We start from the raw sequence: 23,387 nt of genomic DNA, 5'->3' as shown, positions 1-23,387 counted from the left end.
GTCATAACATAAGAATATCAAAAATAATTGATTTCAAGCAGTTAGAGGCAATATTGGCCCTATGTGCTAACCTTGATTAACCTGCTCAACAATAGATAAATTCTCACGAGTACCAACCTTACCAGCAACATCTGGAATATAAGTAGGTGAGTAATTTGATAGGTATTTTTTCTTAAGCTCTAAGACACGTTCATATTTTTGAGAGATATCAACTTTATCAATATCACCAGCTTCAAAAGCTTGCTTCACATATGTATAGGCTTCACGACAAGCTTCAAAAGAACGATATTCCACTACATCTGCTCCAGCTGTTAGAGCTTTAAGAGCTGCTTCGCCGATTGTAATTTCATCTGAAATGGCCTTCATTTCCATATCATCAGTTATGATAACTTTTTTAAAGCGCAGTTCCTCACGGATTAGTTCATATGCTTTTTTTGAAAATGTACAAATATTTTCTGGATCAATTGCGTCGACTTTTAAGTGGGCCATCATGACAAAGTCCACTCTGGCTTTTACTGCTTTTACAAATGGAATAAATTCACTTTCTCTCAGTTCTTCTAGCGACTTATTAACAACAGGTAATTTAAAGTGCGAATCCTCTAAAGTATCACCATGGCCAGGAAAGTGCTTAGCGCATGACATAATCCCACTAGTTTGCTGACCGCGAATTATGGCCGAAACAAACTTAGTGACTTCGTCGGCGTTATCACCAAATGAGCGATCACCAATAACAGTATTTTTTGGATTCGTGAAAATATCACAAACTGGACCCAGATTAAGATTAACACCACAACTTAGTAACTCATTAGACATTAGCTGAGAGATTTCAAAACATAATTTTGGTGAATCTGTTCTTGCAACATCTAGCATTGGTGGAATTACAGTGAAGCCTTCACGAAATCTCTGTACTCTTCCACCTTCGTGGTCTGTTGCGATAAAGAGTGGATAATTATCCCTTAATGATTGAATATTATTAATTAATTCTGCCAATTGAGCTGGTGACTCATAGTTTTGTTTAAAAAGAATAACTCCACCAATATTTTCTTTTTGAATGAAATTTTCTTCCTCAGTCGTTAACTGTGTACCACTTATACCAGTAATAAATAATTGACCTAATATATTATTCATCTATTTGCCTTTACCTTTAAGTTTTGGATCTAAGTAATCTCTAAGGCCATCGCCAAAAAGATTTAACGAAATAATTAAACCAGTCATTAGTAAGCTCGTCACGATAACAACATGAGGTGCTTCTAATAAAACTAACTTCGCCATAGCAAGGATTGCTCCCCACGAGTATTCACTTGCCCCTAATCCAAGGAATCCTAAACTAGCTTCACTAATTATAACTCCACTTATTCCAAGAACAAAGTGAATGGAAATAACTGGCACAATACTTGGTAAAATTGACTTATAAAATAAACGAAATTCACTTACACCAATTGCTCTAGCACTTTCTACATATCCTAAATTTAAAACACGCATTGTCTCACCGCGAGCAATACGAGCGTAACCAGGCCATGAAGTAAAAATTAAACAAAGTACCAATCCTGTAAATGATTGCCCAGAAAAAGACATAACAAGAATGGCGAGTAAAATACTAGGAAAAATAAAAATTAAATTAGTAAACATATCCATTATTTCGGACACAAACTTTATTTTTATCGCAGAAAGATATCCAATAATTATACCGATTAAACATGCACTTGAACTAATAAGTAATGAAATACCTACTGTATAGATAAGACCGACACTTAGTACTTTAAATAAACTTCTACCATTAATATCAGTACCTAAAAAATAGTCATGTGAAAAAGGCTTAAATAATTCATGAGATATAATACTTGATGGAGTATAATCAAATCCATTCATTAGTAGCCACAAGACTGCCCACATAATATAAATTGATAGAATAAAGCCACCGAAGATCATTTCATTATTTATTTTCTTCTTTCTCATTAACCTATCCTTGGATCAATCTTTTCATTTAAGTAATCAACTAATACATAAACGAGCATATAGATAACTGTAGAGTATGCAATAATTCCCTGAACAAGTGGATAGTCACGATTATTTATTGCTTCAAATAAAAGAGAGCCTAAACCCGGAATATCAAAAATAGTTTCTGTAATAACCGTACCAGCAAGAACAACGGATAACTGAATCGCAACTACATTTAAAATCGTTGGCATACAAATTTTCACAAGACGATAGACTATTGCTGAATTAGATAAGCCTTTAGCATTTAAAACTAAGACCCATAGTTGTGACTCTTCTTCAAGATACTTATTCCTCATAACCCTTACAATTACAGATGACAGCGGTAATACTAAAGTTGTAACTGGAATAATCATATGCTTTATAGAAGTCCATTGCGAAACTGGGAATATACCGAGTTTGATAGAAAAAACTAAAACAAGTAGTGGCGCAAGTGAGAAGATTGGAAATGAAAGTAGAGTTAGTGTGACAACTCGAATTGCGGTATCAGGTAATTGAGATTTTTTTATCGCAGAGATAACTCCTATGCCAATTCCTATAGGAGTTGATATTAATATCGATACTAGTGCCAAAATAACTGTTGGAGGCAAGTTATCTTTTATTAATTTCACAACAGGATCTTTCTTAAAGAATGATTTACCTAAATCTAAAGTAATAATACCTTTTGCAAAATCAACGTATTGCTCAACTAAACCTTTATCTAAGCCAAGCTCAGCACGGTATTTTTGAATTTCTTCTACTTTTGCTTCAGGACCAAGAAGTCTTTCGACTGGATCCCCCGGAGTTAATCTCAGCGCGAAGAAAATTGTCGTGATAGCAAAGAATAATGTCAAAAATGACTTTAAGAATAATTTCATTTTACCAACTCTTTTGATAGACCTTGAGATGCCCAGTAGTGACCAACAACATCTAAACTCTTATTTAATATATATACTTGTTCTTGTCCGCCAGCTGATAAAAGAAAACGATAATTTCCATTCTTATCGAAATCATCAAAACTCAATCTTGCTTCAGATAAAATCTCTTTTGGTATATTTAAATATTGTTCTTGGAAATATGGAAAGCTTTCCCAAAGAATATGAAAATTCATGTCTCCATTCTTTTTATCAATGGCCTTCTTAATAAAGCCCGAAACCTTTGCACACTCAACAATAGATGCATAGAAACATATGGCCTTAACATTTTTAGGAACATCATACTCACGCTGTCCAAGCCACTTATATTCAGGAGAATTCAGATTATAAAAAATCTTTCTACTTTTTAAATCAATCTGACCACTCACGGTGTAAATATCATTATTCAAGAAAAAAGTGGATTCGTATTTAATTGGAACTAAAAAGAATACATCCTTAGCAATCTTCTTTTGCTTAGAGATTACAATTGTCTTTTCATAAACTTTGGATTTATTTACAGGTGAAATGATTTGAGTTTTTCGTACATATTCACGATTCTTATTGAATCCTGACATTGTATCAACAAGATATTCACCACTGACTTCCAATTGCTTATACTGATTAGCACTGGCCGATAGCTGATCATTAATATCTTCTTTCAGTATACTACATGAAGTAATTAAAAATAAAAAAAGCACACCAAGAGGTCGCAACATAAACTACTCCTCTATTTGTTGATTAATATACTTATTAAATTCCTCATCAAGTGAAGTTAAAATTATAGATTTATCATCAAGCTCTTTTAAGTATGAATCTAAATCTCCATTACTTTCAAACTTAATCCCAATTTTCTTCATCGGAATATTATCAAGTCTGAAATTTACATAATCAATATCGTAAACTTTTTGAATATTTGAAATATCATATGAGTTTTTCTCTAAAACTAGAGTTCCCATTGAAAACTTTTTGTTAGAGAAATTTTTAAAGTCTTGAAGAGACATTACAAAAGAAGCACCATTACTTGAGATATCAATTAATTTTGCACCTCTTAGCTCTGGAAAATCATTCATCGAATAAGAAAAGTCTTTAATGAATGAGTCCTCTTTATTTTTAGATTTATTGAATTGAAGTACATTATCTGCAGACGGTGTATCTTCTTCGACTGCATCAAAATATAGATATGAAGATGTCATATATGAGACATTAAATCTCATATCCCCTCTTCTTTCACTTCGATATACTTTCCCTTCGATTTTTAGATTACCACCTTCAATGACACCTTTAAAAAAGTAGCTCATATAACGAAGGCTAAAGTTCGCCATCACGACTCCATCAAGAGCGTGATTATCATCTACAATAAGAGTATCTTCTTCAATCGCAAAAATCTCAACAGAAGCTACCTGCTGTGAGTTAGTCCAAATTTTTAATTTACTCTTTGTGGCAATGAGCTCCCTGATTTTTAGTTTTATATCAGAGAGCTCTAATTCGATAAAAAGATTTTGAGAATTCAATTGTAAACCTATTTTCGACTTATGATAGAGTCGCTACTTGTTTTAAAAGATCGATTGACTCTAGTGCCTTACCACATCCACGAACAACACATGTTAATGGATCTTCAGCAAGAGCAACTGGAAGACCAGTTCTTTCTTTAATTAAAACATCTAGGTTTGCAAGAAGAGAACCACCACCAGCTAGAATGATTCCGTTATCAACGATATCGGCAGCTAGTTCTGGAGGAGTTTTTTCTAATGAAGTCTTAATTGCTTCAACTACTTCAGCGATAGGATCAGAAAGTGCATCTCTGATTTCGTCAGAAGTAACTTCGATAATTTTAGGAGCACCAGCAACTAGGTCACGGCCCTTAACTTCATATGTTCTTACTTCATCATCAAATGGGTATGCATTACCAATCGACATTTTGATTTGTTCTGCAGTTCTTTCACCAATTAATAATGAGTATTTTTTCTTGATGTAAGAAGCAATTGCTTCATCAAACTTATCACCTGCAACTCTTTCAGATTGAGAGTAAACGATACCACCAAGTGAAATGACTGCAACTTCAGTTGTCCCACCACCAATATCAACAATCATATTTCCTGAAGGTTCAGTAATTGGAAGTCCTGCACCAATTGCAGCGGCCATTGGCTCTTCAATTAAGTAAACTTCACGAGCACCTGCTTGTTCAGCAGATTCCTTTACTGCACGTTTTTCAACTTGAGTAATACCGAAAGGAATACAAATAATGATTCTTGGCTTTACTAGCTTTGAACCTGATAGTGATTTTTGGATGAAGTACTTAAGCATGGCACCAGTTACTTCAAAGTCTGCGATTACTCCATCTCTCATAGGACGAATCGCTTGGATAGACCCTGGTGTACGACCAAGCATTTGCTTAGCTTCCGCACCAACAGCTAGAACCTTTGATCCAGTACCCTTATATCCTTGGTGTACCGCAACTACAGATGGTTCATTCACGATGATCCCTCTGTCCTTAGCGTATACAAGAATATTCGCTGTACCTAAATCGATCGCGAGATCGTTTGAGAAGAAATTAAAAAATTGCTTTAACATTTCATATTCCTTTATAAAATTTTACCAATGATAGTGTCTGATATTCTCACCACGCTCAGCAATGTCTGCCATAGCTTCAATCCCTAATTCGATGTGAATATCTGTATATTTTTTGAAGACAGACTTTGCAGACTTCTTCGTTTTAATACCATCCTTAGTCATTGGACAATCAGAGATCAATAGTAATGCTCCGATATTTACCTTACTCACAAAGCAAGAAACAAAAAGTGCCGCTGTTTCCATTTCAACTGCAAGTACCCTTTGTTCGATTAAGCGCTCTTTAAAACGATCATCAAATTCCCAGAATCGGTAATCTGTAGAGTGGATCGTTCCAGTACGGTAATCATGCCCATGCTCTAATAATATTTGAGAAACAAATTTTTGTACTTTAAATGTTGGAAGGGCAGGAACTTCCCTAGGAAGAAAGTGCTCAGTAACACCTTCTGCTCTAATTGAAGCGATAGGAAGAACGAAGTCACCCACTTTTAGCGATGGATGAACAGCACCTGCAAGACCTAAGAATAGTACTGCTTTAGGATGAATTACTGAAATTAGCTCACCGATAAGCGCGGCCATGGCAGCACCAACACCAAACTCAATAATCGTTACTTTTGCTTTCTTAGAACTTGAAGCTTTAAAAGCTGAACCTTGAGTATAAACATGGTCATCTAATAATGCGTTGAATCTCTCAACATAGTAATGGAAGTTAGTAAGAATAATTTGTTGTTGGAAGTCCCTAAAGTCGTGACCCGTGTAGCGCTCAATCATATCAATTGCAATCTTGCGCTTATCTTCATTCCAGTGAATACGGCGTGCTCTTAAAGCAGCCTTTTTCATTTCAAGGTTAGCACCTAGCTCTGGAGATTTAGATTTATTATTTAGTGAAAGTTCATCAACAAATGCAGTTGATAAGCTTGCATGAGAAGCCGAGCTTGTCTTACGTAAAGAATTTTTCTTTGTCGCTTTCTTTGCAACTTTCTTCACTGACTGCTTTGCAGCTTTCTTGCTGGCCTTCTTTTTAGTTACTTTTTTTGTAATTTTTTTCGTCGTTTTGCTCGCAGCTTTCTTCTTAGCTGCTACTTTTTTCTTTGCAGCGCACATTCCATTATACCTTTTGATTAGCAATCCGTTTGCTTATATATGTAAAATGTACCATTTAGCTCATTTTATTGACAACCATTAATAACAGATTAAACACCGCGCATACCTATAAATATGACTTGGCCCTTGTCAAATTCGATATTTTTTTCTAGTATAACGAGACTATTTTCTAACACTACGCAAAAGGAAAGATTATGGGTGCAGGTAGAAAGAAAACTATTGCTAAAATGAGTAAGAGAAAAGCTCAACTTAAGAAAAAAGCAAGAATTTTACGCAGAATCAACGCTGCTAAGAAGTAATATAACTGGCGCTTAAGCGTCAGTTACTTACTTCCTCTTCAACTGATTTTTCATTCGGTTTTTCACTAGTCAAATTCACTTTATTTAAGCGACCACGGTATAAGCTCATGAGATTCATGTCCTTCATCCACACGTCGTCTTCTAATCTCCAAGAACCAGTAATACCAGCAACTTTCTTAGCATCAACTAACGTTTTCTCCAGTTCATCGCGGCTTGTAAAATCACCTAACGATAGAACATTCGCTGCTAGTGCCATACCTTCAAAACCAAGAATTTCAACAACACCTGGACGTTGGCCATAGCGTGACTGATAACTTGATACAAATCCAGAATCACCTTTTGGTACTTCTGAGTCGACAAAGAATAGTTTTCCAAGCTTAGAAGTTTCTCTAGAAATTCTTCTAGAGCGCCAATTAGGTCCACCAACTAAAGTTACATTAAATGCATCATAGTAATTAAAAGATGGGATTAACTGTAGAGCATCATTTGGTGCCGCTGGAAGTAGAACCCAATCGAAGTCCACAATTGGACCAAGTGTTTGTACTCGTCTAATTGATGTATTGCCTTCTAATTTATGAACAGACTTTAGAAGTTCAAACTCCTCTTGTCTTTCACGTGTAAAGTATAGACCAAGAATTTTTGCTACTGTTGATCTGTGGTCAGTCTGATTAGTATCAAATGATTGAATACTAACAATTTCAGCACCTGCTTTTTCGGCCATCTTCCATGCCGAATCAACATATGAATAACCAGTATCTGTATTTGGATAAATGATAGATACTTTGTTACCAAATTTTGATAAGTACTTTTCAGAGAATAATAAAGAAACTTGTGATTCTACTGAACCAGGAACTTCAATTAGAAGGTGGCCTTTATCATCTTTACTCGCATAGATTTGAGAAAGAGAAATAAAGAATGCACCATACTTTCTCGCAGCTTCATATTCTGCTTTAGCTTCATCTTTTAAAAGTCCACCGATAATAATTGAAGAATTCTCTCTTTCAATCATCTCACGAACCTTTTCCTTACCTACAATTGCACTTCCCATACTATCAAAGATTTTAATTTGAATAGGTTGAAAATTTGGTTTCTTAGCATTCTGTTCGTTATACTTTCTAACAGCGTGATCGATACCTGCAAGTGCTCTTTTACCAAATTTACTTTTATCACCAGTAAGAGGAAGAACAACACCAATTGAGCGAAGGTTAATTTTGCTATATTTCTTAAGGTTTTCAAAACGTGCCATTACAAGAGCAATGACTTCAGGAAACATATTGTAGTTAGACTTAACCCAGTCTCCAACTTCTTGTGCCTTTCCCTTATTTCCTTGATTGATAAGTTGCTCAATTTCTAAATAAGAAAGATAAGCACAAACAAAATCTTTTCCTTGTTTAAAGTCCTGAACTAAACGCACTCGCTCAGCTTGATCCACGATGAAGTATTGTGTAACAAGTTGACCATAGAATTTTTTCTCTTTTAATTCATCCACAGTATTGGCACCAGAATTTAGCCAAAGTAGAGAATCGAGTGCTACTGCTTGAAAATCAAGCTCCTTTGAAACGCGATAACGTAATTTATGAAAATTTTCTAAATCACGATTAAGAAGCCATCTTGAGTCAGTCCCATCAAGAGTTTTGAATGTATTTTCTAGATCTCCTAACTTATAGTAACTGCTTGCTAGATTTAACTTAATTTGAGCATTAAGTTGCCCATCTTCTCCTGAACTATTTAAAGCAAGATTAAATTGAAATATAGCTTGTTCATAGTTTTGATTTGAATAATTAATTACACCAATCAGATTTGTTTTTGTTGCAAGTTCCGCCGGCCTTAACTTTGCATCTTGAATTGCATTAAGTTGTCCTAGCGCTAATTCCTTATTCCCATCAACGAAACTCTTCTTTGCAACATCAAAATCTTTTAAAAACTTTTCTGTATAAAGATGTGAAGTGTCTCGGTTGATCATTTGGATACCACCGCAACTCACAAGTAGTGTGATTAAAATTAGAGAAATATACTTAAACATAGTCGACCTTTTTTAATTTTGTATGGTCTATTTTATTTGAAATATAGATAGATGAAAACAGGAGAAATATTAGGATTTTATAAACATGGGAGACTAATTCACTCAGTCTCCCCTGTATATATTAGAATTAGCTAAATAATTCTTTAACTTTATCGATGAAACCAGTACTCATTGGATGACACTGCTTACCTTCTAGCTTAGCAAGTTGCTCAAGTAATTCCTTGTGCTCTTTCGAAAGCTTAGTTGGTGTCTCAACATGTACAGTAAGAATTGCATCTCCTTGGCCATAACCACCAAGTTTTTGAATTCCCTTACCTTTTAGTCGCATCTTCTTACCAGATTGAGTGCCAGCAGGAAGATCAACAACAACTTTTCCATCAAGTGTTGGTACTTCAACTTCAGCACCTAAAGCTGCTTGAGAGAAGCTGATTGGTACAGTGTAGTGAACATTAAAACCTTCACGTTTAAAGATTTCATGTTCTTTTACATCAACAACTATATAAAGATCACCATTTGGTCCACCTTGAGCACCAGCATCACCTTCCCCAGAAAGCTTTAGACGCTGACCATGGTCGATACCAGCAGGGATTGTAACCTCTAGTTCAACTTTCTTCTTCTTACGTCCTTGTCCGTGACAAGTTCCACAAGGATCTTTGATCATTGTTCCAGAACCCTGACATTTTGGACAAGTCGAAGCAACAGTGAAGAATCCTTGTTGACGACGAACTTCACCTGCCCCGTGACACATATCACATGTAGTCGGTTCAGATCCTGCTTTTGCACCTGAGCCTGAACAAGTTTCACAAGTAGTTTCTTTATTGATAGAGACTTTCTTTTTGGCGCCAAATGCTGCTTCCTCGAATGTCACACTTACCGTCATTTGAAGGTCATTTCCAGGAATTCCAGAACGACGTCTTCCACCACGACGGCCGCGTCCTCCGCCACCCATCATGTCACCGAAAATATCACCAAAGATATCTCCTAGATCGCCAAAGTCACCAAATCCACCTTGGAAACCACCACCGCCAAAGCCACCAGCTTGACCGTTTACCCCAGCATGTCCAAATTGGTCATAACGCTGACGTTTTCCATCATCTAGTAAAACTTCTGCAGCTTCAGAAGCTTCTTTAAATTTTGCTTCCGCTTCTTTGTTATCAGGGTTGCGGTCAGGGTGATATTTCATGGCCATCTTACGATAAGCTTTTTTAATTTCAGCCTTATCAGCACCTTTTGCTACGCCTAGAATATCGTAATAATCTCTTTTATCACTCATATTTAAAATTCTCTATTAACGAACAAAGGGAGCACAGGGCTCCCTTTAATTCTATATTTCTAATTAAACTTCTTTAAAGTCAGCATCAACAACATCGTCGTCTTGCTTGTTCGCACCAGCGTTTGCTCCTGCATCACCTTCTGGTCCAGCTTGCTGTGCACCTGCTTCAGCACCTGGCTGTTGATACATTTGTTGAGCAATTGCATGAGAAGCATTAGTTAGAGCTTCCTGAGCTGCTTTTAACTCATCAAGATTCTCAGACTGAAGCTTGCCTTTAGCTTCATTAATTGCTGCTTCTAACTTAGACTTATCGTCTTCAGAGATTTTATCAGCACTGTCTTTGATCATTTTTTCACAGCTTAAGATAAGTGCATCTAGATTGTTTCTTGTATCAACGATCTCACGTGCTTTCTTATCAGCTTCTTTATTAGCTTCAGCTTCTTGTACCATTCTTTCAATTTCTTCATCTGAAAGACCTGAACCAGCAGTAATCTTAATCTCTTGAGATTTACCAGTAGCTTTGTCTACAGCAGAAACGTGAACAATACCGTTAGCATCAATATCAAAAGTAACTTCGATCTGTGGAACACCTCTTGGAGCTGGTGCAATTCCACTTAGGTCAAAACGTCCTAGTGACTTATTATCTTTAGCAAATTCACGCTCACCTTGGCATACGTGAATTGTAACAGCTGGTTGGTTGTCTACAGCAGTTGAGAAAGTTTGTGACTTCTTCGAAGGAATAGTCGTGTTCTTCTCAATAAGTGGAGTCATTACACCACCCAGAGTCTCAATCCCTAGAGTTAGTGGAGTTACGTCTAGTAGTAGTACGTCTTTTACGTCACCAGCTAGTACACCACCTTGGATAGCAGCACCTGCAGCTACAACTTCATCAGGGTTAACACCTTTTGAAGCTTCTTTACCAAAGATTTCTTTTACTCTTTCTTGAACAGCTGGAATACGAGTCGAACCACCAACAAGGATTACCTCATCAATTTCACTCTTCTCAAGACCAGAGTCTTCAAGACAAGTTAAACATGGCTTAGCAAGAGCAGTTAAGTGGTCAGCAATTAAAGCCTCAAACTTAGCTCTTGATAAGTTTACGTTTAAGTGTTTTGGACCAGAAGCATCTGCAGTGATAAATGGAAGGTTAACATCTGTTGAGTTAACGTTCGATAGCTCATGCTTAGCTTTTTCAGCAGCTTCTTTTAATCTTTGAAGTGCCATTTGGTCTTTTCTTAAATCAATTCCGTCTGACTTTAAAAATTCATCAGCTAGAAAGTTAATGATATTTTCATCAAAGTTTTCACCACCAAGGAATGTATCACCATTAGTTGCTTTTACTTCGAATACACCGTCTGAAGTAATCTCTAGAATTGAGATATCGAAAGTACCACCACCAAGGTCAAATACTGCAATGTTTTTATCTTGCTTAGATTCTAGTCCGTAAGCAAGTGCTGCAGCAGTTGGCTCGTTGATAATTCTTTTTACTTCAAGCCCAGCAATTTTACCTGCATCTTTAGTTGCTTGTCTTTGAGAGTCGTTAAAATATGCTGGAACTGTAATTACAGCTTCTGTCACTGTCTCACCTAAGTAATCTTCTGCCGCTTTCTTCAGTTTTTGAAGAACCTTCGCAGAAATTTCTTGAGGAGACATTGCTTTACCGTCTACTTTTACCCATGCATCACCATTATCATTTGCATAAATTTCAAATGGAGCTACGTCAGCGAATGACTTTGCTTCTGGAGTATCAAATTTACGACCAATAAGTCTTTTGATCCCGTAAAGTGTCTTTGAAGGGTTAGTTACAGCTTGTCTTTTTGCAACTTGGCCAACCAGAGTTTCACCGTTGTTTGCAAAACCAATAACAGATGGAGTTGTATTGTGTCCTTCTGCGTTTGCTACGATTTTGTATTTTCCGTTCTCAAGAACAGAAACACATGAGTTAGTTGTACCTAAGTCGATTCCAATAATTTTTCCCATTATAATCTCCTTTATATAATTAGTTTTTTGCTACTACTACTTTTGCTGCTCTAATCACTCTACCATTTAGTGAGTAACCATTTTGATATGTTTGTACGATCTCTTGATCCTCTTTTCCTTCTGCTGGCATTTGTGCCATTGCTTCGTGAAAGTGTGGATCGAAAATCTTACCTTCTGTTTCAATTTTTTCTAAACCATTCGTCTTAAGTGTTTCAAGGAACTGGTTTTTAACCATATCTACACCTGTGTAAATATTTTTAACCTTTTCATCTTCGTCACTTGAAATCGCTTGAAGGGTTCTTTCTAGGTTATCAACAACATCTAAAAGACCCATCATTACTTTCTCAGTTCCAAATTTAATTTGATCCTGTAGTTGTTTCTCGTGGCGTCTTTTTAGATTTTCCATCTCAGCCGCTACGTAATAAAATTTATCCTTAAATTCCATTAGCTCTTTCATTTCTTCAGAAACTTCATTTTCAGTTTCAATTTCTTCAACTTGAGAAGCTTCCTGAGTTTCTTCATTAGTCTCAGGTCCTAATTCTTTTTCATTTTCTTCATTAACGTGAGTTTCAGACATTACAACTACCTCTTTAAATTTATCTCTAACCTAAAGATGGTAGCCTTTGGCCCAGTGTCAACGTTGAGCAATAATTTTTTTTCGAATTGTTTTATAAGTACCTGAAACTACTTAGAAATTTTAAAGATTTCATCTATTATTGTATCTAAGATAAGAAAGCCGCGGGACGTTAAATAAAAGTGATCACGTCCGGCCATCGCTAATCCACGTGATTTCAAAGATTGAACCAGCTCGCTCAAGTCACCCCAATAAGAATCTTTAATCGGAAATCCAACGCTAGATCGAAGATTCATATAGAGTCTCTCAATTTGAAACTCATCTTCACTTAAATTTTCTTCAACGACATCCGCACCCTTGGTCTTCCACTTGTAGCGATAGCGATTGTTTTTAAGGTAACCAGTGGCAGAAGGGCCTATTGCTGCAACGGACTCCATTCTCCAGTAATTAAGATTATGAATTGAAGCCTTGTTCTCTTTAGCAAAATTTGAAACTTCATAGTGCCTGAAGCCATTTATAGCAAGGAAGTTAGCAACTTTAATATATTCATCACTTATCCACTCTTCATCCGGTAACTCATCGTAGTGCTTATAATGTTTCGGAACAGTTAGGATATAAAGACTAATATGACTTGGATTATAAGTAAGAATCTCAGTTAGCTCAGCAATAATATCACGATTATACTTCTGAGAAAAAGGTAGACCAATCATAAAGTCTACAGAGAAATTATAATTACCTTTATTAAAATACTTTAATGTTTCATGGACATCATCAATATTGTGGACGCGGTCAATGATCTTAAGAAAATTTGGGTTTAATGATTGGACGCCTAAAGAGTAGCGATTCGCTCCGATACTTCTCCAACTACTTAATGTCTCTTCAGTCCAGGCCCCTGGATTTACTTCAAGAGTAAACTCACAATCCTCTTTCAAAGAAATATTATTGTCTCTTAACCAATCCCTTAAGAAATATGCACCTCGGCTGCCCCATAAACTCGGTGTTCCTCCACCAATATAGAGAGTCTCTAGCTCCTTAAGAGTGGCCCTATGACTATCTAGAATAGCACTGTGCTTTGCAGACATATCTGCAAAGAGCCTTTCGAAATCATCGAGCTGTCCGTCGTTTTCTTTAATTGACTTAAAAAAGTCACAATAGTTACAAAGATGACGACAGAACGGGAAATGGATATATAACGACTTTATTTCTTCCATATTATTTTTTTGTAACCCAGACTATAATTAACAAATACCTAAAATTAAAAGGCAATGTAAATGAAATATGAAATAGAAAAGTTAAATAATGGTTTGGAAGTCATTTTTGTTGATGTTCCAGGAAATACAAGTGCATCTGTACAGATATGGTTCAGAGCAGGCTCAACTCTAGAAGATGAGTCTAACTTTGGAATTGCACACTTTCTTGAGCACATGTTTTTTAAAGGAACACAAAAAAGACCAGGGGCCAAGATTGCTCACGATGTAGAGTCATTTGGAGGCGAAGTAAACGCATTCACTTCTTTTGATTACACTTGCTATTATATAAATTCACCCATCGCCTACTTTAATACATCAATTGATATCATTATGGATATGGTATCTAACCCAATGTTTAAACAAGAAGATCTAGTGCCTGAAAGAGAAGTGGTTTTTGAAGAATATCGTAGAAGCCAAGATAACCCAGGCCAATACTCATTTCAAAGAATTCAAGAAATGTCTTTTAACGGTGGTTACGCTCACCCGATCCTTGGAAATGAAAAAACAATTAAAAACTTCACACGTAATCAGTTAATTGATTTTAGAAACAATCACTATAATAATGCTAACGCATTCTTAGTTGTTGCAGGTGACTTAAAAGAAAAAAAGAAATACATAAAGACAATTGAAGGTTATGAACTACCAAAAGGTAAACGATCTGAAAGACCTTCATTTTCTCTTCACAAAAAATCAACGATTGAGATTCATAAAAAAGACGTACGTATGTGCCAATTAACAATGGCCATCGAATGTCCACCGATGAAATCAGACAGTGCAGCAGGTGAAGACCTCGCCTACAATGCTCTAGGTTATGGAGAGACGTCACCTCTTTATAAAAATCTTGTTTTAAATAATACGATAGCAAATAATTGTACATCTTCTTCAATGTTCTTTGCTGACGGTGGTATTCACTTTTTAAGAATCAACTTCCCAAAAGAGAATTATCAAAAAGTCATGCATGAGCTAGAAAAAACGATAACAGAAGCGACTACTGTTGGACTTAAAGAAAATGATATTAAAAAGATCAAAAACCAATATGTAGCAGCTAAAATCTATGAAAAAGAATCTCTTGAATCTTATGCTTTTTCTCTAGGTAGTAGTTACGCTGGAGCAAAGGATCTTGAGATCGAGCAAGAATTTATCAACAAGATTAAAAAGACTAGTCTGAAAGAAGTAAATAAGAAGTACTCTGATATTTTTGGACGCTCACTTCATCTAAGCCTTCAAATTCCAAATGAATTAAAGCCGCAAGAGTTCAAACCAAAACTTGTGGAGTTTAAGAATAAAATTGCGAAACTTAAAAAGAATACGAAAGAGCAAGCCATTAAGGCCACTAAGTCTAAGCATGATCCAGCAACTCAAATTGTTGAAATCAAGCCAGGAATTAAACTTCTTTATCGTTATAATGCAATTACACCTACGTTTGTCATGCATGCTTACCTCAAAGGTGGCCTAGTTGATGAAACAATAAAGACAAACGGATTATACAGCCTAATGAGTTCACAACTTACAAAAGGCTATAAAGGTCTAAGCTACGAAAAGCTAAAATTAGATCTTGATAATAAATCAACGATGTTTAACAGCTTCTCTGGAAAGAATGCATACGGAATGACGATGCATGGTCAAAGTGAATACTTTTCAGACCTATCTAAGCACTTTTTCAAGTCACTAATTCACCCTACTTTTCAAGCAAAGTTTATTGCGCATGAAAAGAAGTTAATCTTTAGAACTATTGAAGCGAATAAAGCGGACCCGACAAGGCACTGCTTTAATGAAGCTACTAACTTACTATTTAAAGGACATTCATATGCCCTTTCAACTATTGGAACAGAAAAATCTGTTAAAGCGCTAAAGAAAGAAGATCTAGCGAAAGTTCATGAGAAAAACTTAAGAACAAAAGAAATGCTTATCACTTTTTGTGGTGATCTTTCTTTAGATGAAGTTAAAGAGAAAGTTGAATTTTACTTTAAAGATTTAAAACCTAGAAAAGATAAGAAGAAAGAAGCAAAAAAAGTTGTTCCTATTAAAACAGTTGAAACACATATCGATTTTGATCGCGAACAAACACAAATTCTAATTGCTACTCAAACAAAGAAACTTACGGCCAAAGAAAATGTTGTTTTCAAAATGTTAACAACTCATTTATCTGGTCAATCTTCTGAGTTATTTGTTGATGTTAGAGATCGCAAAGGATTATGTTACGTTGCTCAACCGATTCATATGAATGCTCTAGAAGCAGGATATTGGGGAATTTACATGGCAAGTGGCCATGATAAAACAGTTGAAGCAATTAACGCTATCAATGCTATTTTATCTAAGTTACAAAAAGAAGGTCTCTCTAAATCTGATTTTGATCGCATTAAAATGATGATTGATGGTCAAAATCAACTTAACCTTCAAGTAAATGACGACTATGCAAATGTTTACTCTGTTCCTGCATTACATGGCCTTGGTGTTGATTACTTCTATAAATCAAATGAAGAAATTAGAAATTTTAAATATGAAGATTTCCAAAAAATTATCAAAAAAGTATTAAAACAAAATTGGATCACAATTACAGTTGGGAAATCACTTAATAATGGTATCCCAACTACGATACATCCTTAGTAAAGAGTAGATACTGCTCTTCATTTAAGTTGCAATCGCTTTGCAGTAAACTCATCAGATTAATGATGTCATAAAACTGCGAAGCGAGATTCTTAAAGAAGCCACTAGAATCATAGAATGTATGTTGATAGTGATCTAGTTTTTGATATGCAGTTTTACCAACCTCACAATAGTAGCCCAAATCAATAATTTTCTCGTTAACCGAATTTGAGAAATAACCACATAAAAATAAAGCTGTGTCAGCGATATCTCTTAATTCTCTTTTCTTTTCTCGCTCATTAAGATGTTCAGCTTGAAGTAGTTTCAACCCAAGAGTTTTCTCTCTTAATCTTCCATCTTTCTGCTCTTCAAAATAGTGCTGGGAAAGACCAAACTTATCCATAACTAATGATGAATAGAAAATAGATAGTTGTGGTAAAGGGTTTTGCCTTCTTAGGTTTATGCGATGCAGTTCGTCATAGAAATATGCCTGCAGTGAAGGTTCAAGAGAAATGTTGGTCGTATGCTTTTTCACAATCTCCTCCGTATCTATAAATTATAACTTAATCTCATGACGCAAAACAACAACGAAACAAATTCCTAGGTTTTTATGGTATAAAGTTGGAATGAATATGATCGGAAAAAAGCTCAGTGATTTCAGTATTTTAGACGAAGCTGTTATTGAAGAGATCTTGGCCATTGCAAAAACAAGACCTTATATCTTCTTTGATATGGATGGAACAATATTAAATAGTGAGCCTCTTCACTACGAAGTCGTAAAATCTTTATGCCAAGGAAAGAAAATTCCATCAATGGAGGAAACTTATGGCATGTCCGATGGTGAAGTTTTTCCAATGATCCAAGAGGCATTAGGCCTCAACCACTTAGACGAGTATTTGACTAAAAAAAATGAAGCCTTAGTTAAGCTTATTGGCCAGTCTGATGCAAATAATATAAGACATAGAAATATTCATTCACTGCTTAAACGCTTAAAAGACAGTGATATCCGACTTGCACTAGTAACAGCAAGTCAATACGAAGTAACTCATCCAATTTTAAAACATTGTGAACTAGACTGTTACTTTGAAAAAATAATTACAGAAAGAGAAGTAGATAAAACGAAGCCTGATCCTGCACCATATCTATTGGCACAGGATTTTTTTAAAGCTCAAACACACGAATGTCTAATTTTTGAAGACTCACCGACTGGAATTGAAGCCGCTCAAAGAGCAGGAATTGATCACGTAGTTGTAAAGTGGTTTGAAGGAGAATAAATGCCAAATAATTCAAAAGATAACTTAAACACTTGGAAAGAATTAGCTGACAAAGAAACAAGAGGTAAAGGCCCTAAGGTTACTCAAACTCCAGAGGGGATTGAACTTAAATCTCTTTATACAAAAGCTGATCTAGAAAATAATAACCTCGTTGATACAATGCCAGGAATGGATCCGTTTATCAGAGGTCCAAGAGCTACGATGTATACAGGACGTCCATGGACGATTCGCCAGTATGCTGGATTTTCTACAGCAAAAGAATCAAATGATTTTTATAAGAAGGCACTAGCGGCAGGTGGACAAGGTGTTTCAGTTGCATTCGATCTTGCTACTCACAGAGGTTACGATTCAGACCATCCTCGTGTAAAAGGTGATGTTGGTAAAGCAGGTGTTGCAATCGATACAGTTGAAGATATGAAAGTACTCTTTGATGGAATCCCATTAGATAAAGTATCTGTTTCGATGACAATGAATGGTGCTGTGTTACCTGTTCTAGCAGGATATATTGTTGCAGCAAAAGAGCAAGGTGTATCTCTTGATCAACTTTCAGGAACAATTCAAAATGATATCTTAAAAGAGTTCATGGTAAGAAATACTTATATATTCCCACCAGCTCCTTCAATGAAAGTTATCGCAGATATTTTTGAATACACTTCAACTAATATGCCGAAGTTCAACTCTATCTCGATTTCTGGTTACCATATTCAAGAAGCAGGTGCAGATGCTGCCTTAGAGCTAGCTTACACTCTTGCAGATGGAAAAGAATATATCGACACTGCAATTAAAGCAGGTATGCAGATTGATCAATTCGCGCCAAGACTCTCATTCTTCTTTGGTATTGGAATGAACTTTTACATGGAAATTGCAAAGCTTCGCGCGGCAAGACTTCTATGGTCTGAAATTGTTGAAAGATATGAGCCGAAAAATATTAAATCGAAAATGCTACGTACCCACTGCCAGACTTCTGGTTGGTCATTAACGGAACAGGATCCATATAACAATATTATTCGTACTACAATTGAAGCAATGGCAGCGGTATTCGGTGGTACACAATCTCTTCACACGAACTCTTTTGATGAAGCGATTGCACTTCCAACTGAATTCTCTGCTCGTATTGCAAGAAATACTCAAATCATCCTTCAGGAAGAAACAGGAATTACAAACACTGTTGATCCATGGGGTGGTTCATACATGATGGAAACTCTGACGAAAGAGATTGCAGACAAAGCTCGAAGCTTAATCAAAGAAATTGAGGAAGCTGGTGGCATGGCAAAAGCAATTGAGACAGGTCTTCCAAAACTTAAGATTGAAGAAGCCGCGGCACTTAAGCAAGCACGTATTGATCGCGGTGAAGATGTAATCGTAGGTGTAAACAAGTATAAGCCAACAAAAGAAGATCACGTTGAAGTTCTTGAAATCGATAACGTTCAAGTTCTTAATGAACAAATCAAAAGACTTGAAGAAATTCGTGAATCACGTGATGAAGCGAAAGTTAGTGAATGTATGGCAAAGCTTGAATATTACGCTAAAACTGGAAACGGCAATGGTTTAGAACTTGCTGTTGAGGCAATGGAAGCGCGTTGTAGTGTTGGTGAAATCACTTATGCACTAGAGAAGGAATGGGGACGCTACAATGCAAATACAAAAACTGTTTCAGGTGTTTATGGTAAATCATTTGAAAGCGATGAGGAATGGATGAGCATTAAAAACGAAATTGACCAATTTGAAAGAGACTTTGGACGTCGTCCGAGAATTCTCGTTGCAAAGATGGGGCAAGATGGACATGACCGTGGAGCCAAAGTTGTAGCAACAGCATATGCAGATGTTGGTTTTGACGTTGACCTTTCTCCGCTTTTCTCAACTCCGGAAGAAGTTGCGAAGCAAGCTGTAGAAAACGATGTTCACGTCGTTGGTGCATCTTCACTTGCAGCGGGACACAAAACATTAATTCCAGAACTAATTGCTGAGCTTAAAAAACTTGATGCAGAAGATATCATCGTTGTTGCAGGTGGAGTAATTCCTAGAAAAGACTATGACTTCCTTTATGAAGCTGGTGTTAAGGGAATCTATGGACCAGGAACAACAATTGCTGAAGCCGCAAAAGATGTAATTACAAAAATCAAAGAGGCACAAAAGTAATGCAAATTGATATCCAGAAATTAAAAAGTGGAAATATTAGATCACTTTCTAAATTCATCACTTTAATCGAAAGTAAGAAAGCTGAGCATCAAAAAGAAGCTCAGGAGCTCTTAAACGAAATTCTTCCTCTAACTGGAAAATCAATTCGTATCGGTATTTCTGGAACGCCTGGGGTTGGTAAATCTACATTTATTGAATCCCTGGGACTTCTCTTAATTAACAAGGGACTAAAAGTCGCAGTCTTAGCAATTGATCCAAGTTCTCCACTAAGTGGTGGAAGTTTACTTGGTGACAAAACTCGAATGGAGAAACTCGCCCAAGAGAAAAACGCTTTCATTCGCCCTACACCATCATCAGGTAATCTTGGCGGTGTCGCACTAAAGACTAGAGAGGTCATGCTTGCATGTGAAGCTGCTGGCTATGATGTTGTTCTAATCGAAACTGTTGGTGTTGGTCAGTCGGAATACGATGTTGCAAATATTGTGGACTTATTCACAGTACTTCTGCTACCAGGCGGAGGCGATGAACTTCAAGGAATTAAAAAAGGAATTATTGAATTATGTGACAATATTGTCATCAACAAAGCAGATGGCGATAACAAGCAAAAAGCTCACGATACAATGGTTCAGTATAAGTCTGCCCTTGGAGTAATCAAAACAGATCGAAAGATTGGTGCCAATGTTATGATGGCATCGGCCCTAGAGAATAAAGGAGTAACTGAGTATTGGGACTTGATTGAAAAGATTTATCAGGAAAATCAGGAAAAAATTCAACTAAAACGTAAAAGACAAAATCAAGATTGGCTTAAGAAACTATTTAATGAACTACTTGAGAACAGAGTTAGAGCTAATCCATCACTTCAATCTGAATGGACTAAGCTCAACGACAATATCTTAAATGAAGTTGAAACACCTCTAAGTGCTGCAAATAAATTAATTCATATTTTATTTAATAATTGAACACTTCATTTTCTTCGTTACACTTTTAGGGCCAACAAGTTTTAACTCTCCTTCCTTACCCTTTAAAATGAATCGAAAACCAAGATAACCTTCAGCCTTAAGCACACCAGTATAGTTTGCCCCAGATTGCTTTACTGAAACATCATAAGTAGATTCTAATGTTTTAATGACGGCCTTATTTTCATGAACACTAAAAGAATAGCCTTCACCCTGGCAGCTTATATTTGTCGAATTTGCAAAAGCAAAAGATGTAATAAGAGAAATAATAAACAATTTAACTAACTTCATTCAATCTCCTAGATCGAAATATAGAACTTACCATCTTCAAAAGTAACATTACTTCCAACAATAGCATTCTTAATAATTTTTTCAATTAACCAGATCCATTTAACCTTGATAAAGCCAAACGGAACAACTACATCTGTTACATCCATAATAATTTGAGATTCTTTTTCATTAAATGAAACACTTGCCGTCAGATCAACATCAAAATTCTTCTTAAGAAGAACATTCTTATATGCATGGGCCTTAACCTTAGCGACACCATTAGTAATTTTAATTGAAATATCTGAAAGGTTAGATTTATCTAAGCTTAGATTTTCTAGTGGCCTATAAGAATCAATTTCCAAGTTCTTATATCGACTCGAAACTGTTTGTCTTGAGATCACACGTCCACGAGGGTCTGTAATTGTTTTAATATCTTCATTTGTTTTTAACTTAGCAATGTCTATAGATCCATCAATTAAACATTCTTTGATCATTGAAGGAATATCTAATAAGTCAGATTGAATAAGCTTTTGGCATTTAACGTTCAGATCCTTAACTGTTACTGATTTTTTAGAATCAATAAATTGAAAGATATCTGAATGAAAGTTAAGCCTCTCATTTTTCACATTTAACGTATCAATATCAAAATAAAATTTTGTTTTCTCTTTAGAGTTTGAAACTAAGATCTTTGGAACATTTAAGGCCGCAGTATTTTCACAACCACTCATAAGAGAGTCCGAATCGATCTCAATCAGATCCTCATCCTTCTCACACTTGAGATCTACAGATTTTGCCTGAACATCATATTGTTTATAGTCCATAACAAGTAAAGGTGAAGCAATTTGTAAGAATCTCGCAGCTTGTAACTGCATTGTTCCAATGTCTCCTCTTGCTGTAAATATAGCACCATCTTGTAATTTCTTTTTTAAAGCAAAGTTAACAGGCTCTTTGTACGATTTAGGAGTAATATTAAGCTCGGTCATACAACCCTTAACAATTCCATCTCCACTTGCCATATCATAATCTGGATCATTCGTTGTACAGAAAACAAAAAAGTTATTTGCCTCGAGCTCTAAACCTTCTCTATCCATAAAGAAACTTGAACCATTTATATTAAAGTAAGTAGCATTAATGGCAGTTTCAGAATTATTCATTTTTAATTTATCGAGGGTATTTAAAAAAGTATTTCCACTCATATCAAATTGAGCAGTCATCGAACCATTATCAAGCTTCAATTGATTATTCTTAAAATAAACTTCAGCACTTGATTTATTCTTATCTCGATCAGAAATATTAAAAGAAAGGGTGTCACGTGAGATTATTGCACTTTCATATTCCATGTAGCCCATTCGACCAAATATATCATCCTGCTTAGAAACATTAAGGTCATGAACTTTAACTTCAATAAAGCTATTAGCAATTACCAGAAATGGCGTAAGTGATAAAAGGATTAATTTCTTCTTTAACATAGAACTGAATATAGAAGAAAAAGATGCCAAGATACTGAAAGTTGAAAAAATTCAGTACCTTGTCTATTTAATAAACATTAGAATTCATAGCCTAAACAACTGGAATTACTACAGAATCCCAGCGCCTTGCCTAATGACATCGGCTTCACCATTAGTGAAGTCAACAATAGTTGATGAGCCTACAAACTCGTGTTCACCTGGATCGACAATCAAAGTAACAACACCTGCAAGCGACTCTTCAATCATATAAGAATAGAGTTCACCATAGGAAGATAGGGCCGGAGTAAATTTATCTAAATCAATATTACTTGATAAGACCGGTTCACCATGGATTTCTAGTAAGCGACTAATCAATGTCGAAGGTACAAATCGAATTCCCACTTCATGATCAGTTTTATTTGCGGCCACTGCCTTAGTAATCTTCTTATTGGCATTAAAAATAAATGTATAGTGACCTGGGATAATTCTCTTTATATAGCGAAATACACCATCATCAATATTAGCAACATCAGAGGCCATTGAAATCGAATCACATAGAAGAGAGAAAGCCTTTAGCTTTGGAGCATTCTTATACTTGTAGATTCTCTCAATCCCCTTCTTGCTAAAGGGAGAAGCAATTACAACCCAACTAGTATCAGTCGGTAAGCACACAAGCTCTCCATTATTAAGAGCTTGTGAAACTTTTTGTAATACACGATCATCTGGATTTTCTGCAATTACATATTCAATCAATG

General features: G+C 35.8%; 20 protein-coding genes. 4 read left to right on the top strand and 16 right to left on the bottom strand.

The features are described from left to right. Positions 1-66: 66 nt before the first annotated feature. The 12 genes from nagZ to C0Z22_RS15535 all read right to left on the bottom strand — a co-directional run bounded on the left by nagZ (position 67) and on the right by C0Z22_RS15535 (position 13,920). Positions 67-1,128, bottom strand: a complete 1,062-nt coding sequence (gene nagZ, locus C0Z22_RS15590; protein ID WP_103219290.1) for a beta-N-acetylhexosaminidase — start codon at positions 1,126-1,128, stop codon at positions 67-69. Further along, on the bottom strand, positions 1,129-1,956 hold the full coding sequence (locus tag C0Z22_RS15585) for an ABC transporter permease (RefSeq protein ID WP_103219289.1): 828 nt from the start codon (positions 1,954-1,956) through the stop codon (positions 1,129-1,131). It lies immediately after the preceding gene. Continuing rightward, complete coding sequence (locus C0Z22_RS15580) at positions 1,956-2,852, bottom strand: ABC transporter permease (protein WP_103219288.1); 897 nt, start codon at positions 2,850-2,852, stop codon at positions 1,956-1,958. The genes C0Z22_RS15585 and C0Z22_RS15580 overlap by 1 nt, the downstream gene beginning before the upstream one ends. After that, the gene (locus tag C0Z22_RS15575) at positions 2,849-3,604 is read right to left on the bottom strand and encodes a hypothetical protein (protein ID WP_103219287.1); all 756 of its coding nucleotides are present in this window, start codon (positions 3,602-3,604) and stop codon (positions 2,849-2,851) included. The genes C0Z22_RS15580 and C0Z22_RS15575 overlap by 4 nt, the downstream gene beginning before the upstream one ends. 3 nt (positions 3,605-3,607) lie before the next feature. Next, the gene (locus C0Z22_RS15570) at positions 3,608-4,399 is read right to left on the bottom strand and encodes a hypothetical protein (RefSeq protein ID WP_103219286.1); all 792 of its coding nucleotides are present in this window, start codon (positions 4,397-4,399) and stop codon (positions 3,608-3,610) included. 19 nt (positions 4,400-4,418) lie between these two features. After that, positions 4,419-5,459 carry a rod shape-determining protein gene (locus tag C0Z22_RS15565; protein WP_021266421.1) on the bottom strand — a complete coding sequence of 347 codons (1,041 nt, stop codon included), beginning with the start codon at positions 5,457-5,459 and terminating at the stop codon, positions 4,419-4,421. Positions 5,460-5,480: 21 nt separating this feature from the next. After that, positions 5,481-6,560: an AMP nucleosidase gene (locus C0Z22_RS15560; protein WP_103219285.1), complete on the bottom strand. Its 1,080-nt coding sequence runs from the start codon at positions 6,558-6,560 to the stop codon at positions 5,481-5,483. 318 nt (positions 6,561-6,878) lie between these two features. Beyond that, positions 6,879-8,882: a penicillin-binding protein activator gene (locus tag C0Z22_RS15555; protein ID WP_103219284.1), complete on the bottom strand. Its 2,004-nt coding sequence runs from the start codon at positions 8,880-8,882 to the stop codon at positions 6,879-6,881. Positions 8,883-9,009: 127 nt separating this feature from the next. After that, entirely contained in the window at positions 9,010-10,155 is a 1,146-nt protein-coding gene (gene dnaJ, locus C0Z22_RS15550) for a molecular chaperone DnaJ (RefSeq protein WP_103219283.1), read from the bottom strand. Positions 10,156-10,218: 63 nt separating this feature from the next. Then, positions 10,219-12,135, bottom strand: a complete 1,917-nt coding sequence (gene dnaK / locus C0Z22_RS15545) for a molecular chaperone DnaK (RefSeq protein ID WP_103219282.1) — start codon at positions 12,133-12,135, stop codon at positions 10,219-10,221. Between the two features lie 19 nt (positions 12,136-12,154). Further along, positions 12,155-12,712 carry a nucleotide exchange factor GrpE gene (gene grpE / locus C0Z22_RS15540; protein ID WP_103219281.1) on the bottom strand — a complete coding sequence of 186 codons (558 nt, stop codon included), beginning with the start codon at positions 12,710-12,712 and terminating at the stop codon, positions 12,155-12,157. Between the two features lie 107 nt (positions 12,713-12,819). Then, positions 12,820-13,920, bottom strand: coding sequence for a coproporphyrinogen-III oxidase family protein (locus tag C0Z22_RS15535; RefSeq protein WP_103219280.1), 1,101 nt, complete (start codon positions 13,918-13,920; stop codon positions 12,820-12,822). Between the two features lie 60 nt (positions 13,921-13,980). Between C0Z22_RS15535 and C0Z22_RS15530 the strand changes: the two genes are divergently transcribed. Beyond that, positions 13,981-16,566, top strand: coding sequence for a pitrilysin family protein (locus C0Z22_RS15530; RefSeq protein WP_103219279.1), 2,586 nt, complete (start codon positions 13,981-13,983; stop codon positions 16,564-16,566). Here the strand turns inward: C0Z22_RS15530 and C0Z22_RS15525 are convergent. Beyond that, on the bottom strand, positions 16,550-17,080 hold the full coding sequence (locus C0Z22_RS15525) for a hypothetical protein (protein WP_103219278.1): 531 nt from the start codon (positions 17,078-17,080) through the stop codon (positions 16,550-16,552). The two genes, C0Z22_RS15530 and C0Z22_RS15525, sit on opposite strands and share 17 nt — an antisense overlap. A 91-nt stretch (positions 17,081-17,171) precedes the next feature. Between C0Z22_RS15525 and C0Z22_RS15520 the strand changes: the two genes are divergently transcribed. Genes C0Z22_RS15520 through meaB form a run of 3 tightly spaced genes read left to right on the top strand, consistent with a single transcriptional unit; the run spans position 17,172 to position 20,917 of the window. Beyond that, positions 17,172-17,819 carry an HAD family phosphatase gene (locus tag C0Z22_RS15520; RefSeq protein WP_103219277.1) on the top strand — a complete coding sequence of 216 codons (648 nt, stop codon included), beginning with the start codon at positions 17,172-17,174 and terminating at the stop codon, positions 17,817-17,819. Continuing rightward, on the top strand, positions 17,820-19,958 hold the full coding sequence (scpA, locus tag C0Z22_RS15515) for a methylmalonyl-CoA mutase (protein ID WP_103219276.1): 2,139 nt from the start codon (positions 17,820-17,822) through the stop codon (positions 19,956-19,958). It abuts the gene before it with no gap. Further along, the gene (meaB, locus tag C0Z22_RS15510) at positions 19,958-20,917 is read left to right on the top strand and encodes a methylmalonyl Co-A mutase-associated GTPase MeaB (RefSeq protein ID WP_103219275.1); all 960 of its coding nucleotides are present in this window, start codon (positions 19,958-19,960) and stop codon (positions 20,915-20,917) included. The genes scpA and meaB overlap by 1 nt, the downstream gene beginning before the upstream one ends. Here the strand turns inward: meaB and C0Z22_RS15505 are convergent. From C0Z22_RS15505 to C0Z22_RS15495, 3 genes are all read right to left on the bottom strand, one after another. Next, complete coding sequence (locus tag C0Z22_RS15505) at positions 20,903-21,205, bottom strand: hypothetical protein (protein WP_103219274.1); 303 nt, start codon at positions 21,203-21,205, stop codon at positions 20,903-20,905. The two genes, meaB and C0Z22_RS15505, sit on opposite strands and share 15 nt — an antisense overlap. A gap of 8 nt (positions 21,206-21,213) precedes the next feature. Continuing rightward, positions 21,214-22,653: a hypothetical protein gene (locus C0Z22_RS15500; protein WP_103219273.1), complete on the bottom strand. Its 1,440-nt coding sequence runs from the start codon at positions 22,651-22,653 to the stop codon at positions 21,214-21,216. A gap of 108 nt (positions 22,654-22,761) precedes the next feature. Beyond that, complete coding sequence (locus C0Z22_RS15495) at positions 22,762-23,385, bottom strand: L-threonylcarbamoyladenylate synthase (protein WP_103219272.1); 624 nt, start codon at positions 23,383-23,385, stop codon at positions 22,762-22,764. Between the last annotated feature and the right edge of the window lie 2 nt (positions 23,386-23,387).

The organism is Halobacteriovorax sp. DA5 (assembly GCF_002903145.1).
In the GTDB taxonomy this organism is placed as follows: domain Bacteria; phylum Bdellovibrionota; class Bacteriovoracia; order Bacteriovoracales; family Bacteriovoracaceae; genus Halobacteriovorax_A.
This window is presented reverse-complemented; position numbering and strand designations above follow the sequence as displayed.

Coding starts and splice junctions, on each gene's coding strand:
- scpA (WP_103219276.1), top strand. CDS start 17,820: ATGCCAAATAATTCAAAAGATAACTTAAACACTTGGAAAGAATTAGCT.
- C0Z22_RS15535 (WP_103219280.1), bottom strand. CDS start 13,920: ATGGAAGAAATAAAGTCGTTATATATCCATTTCCCGTTCTGTCGTCAT.
- C0Z22_RS15520 (WP_103219277.1), top strand. CDS start 17,172: ATGAATATGATCGGAAAAAAGCTCAGTGATTTCAGTATTTTAGACGAA.
- grpE (WP_103219281.1), bottom strand. CDS start 12,712: ATGTCTGAAACTCACGTTAATGAAGAAAATGAAAAAGAATTAGGACCT.
- dnaK (WP_103219282.1), bottom strand. CDS start 12,135: ATGGGAAAAATTATTGGAATCGACTTAGGTACAACTAACTCATGTGTT.
- dnaJ (WP_103219283.1), bottom strand. CDS start 10,155: ATGAGTGATAAAAGAGATTATTACGATATTCTAGGCGTAGCAAAAGGT.
- C0Z22_RS15580 (WP_103219288.1), bottom strand. CDS start 2,852: ATGAAATTATTCTTAAAGTCATTTTTGACATTATTCTTTGCTATCACG.
- C0Z22_RS15555 (WP_103219284.1), bottom strand. CDS start 8,882: ATGTTTAAGTATATTTCTCTAATTTTAATCACACTACTTGTGAGTTGC.
- C0Z22_RS15530 (WP_103219279.1), top strand. CDS start 13,981: ATGAAATATGAAATAGAAAAGTTAAATAATGGTTTGGAAGTCATTTTT.
- meaB (WP_103219275.1), top strand. CDS start 19,958: ATGCAAATTGATATCCAGAAATTAAAAAGTGGAAATATTAGATCACTT.
- C0Z22_RS15500 (WP_103219273.1), bottom strand. CDS start 22,653: ATGTTAAAGAAGAAATTAATCCTTTTATCACTTACGCCATTTCTGGTA.
- C0Z22_RS15575 (WP_103219287.1), bottom strand. CDS start 3,604: ATGTTGCGACCTCTTGGTGTGCTTTTTTTATTTTTAATTACTTCATGT.
- C0Z22_RS15505 (WP_103219274.1), bottom strand. CDS start 21,205: ATGAAGTTAGTTAAATTGTTTATTATTTCTCTTATTACATCTTTTGCT.
- C0Z22_RS15585 (WP_103219289.1), bottom strand. CDS start 1,956: ATGAGAAAGAAGAAAATAAATAATGAAATGATCTTCGGTGGCTTTATT.
- nagZ (WP_103219290.1), bottom strand. CDS start 1,128: ATGAATAATATATTAGGTCAATTATTTATTACTGGTATAAGTGGTACA.
- C0Z22_RS15565 (WP_021266421.1), bottom strand. CDS start 5,459: ATGTTAAAGCAATTTTTTAATTTCTTCTCAAACGATCTCGCGATCGAT.
- C0Z22_RS15560 (WP_103219285.1), bottom strand. CDS start 6,560: ATGTGCGCTGCAAAGAAAAAAGTAGCAGCTAAGAAGAAAGCTGCGAGC.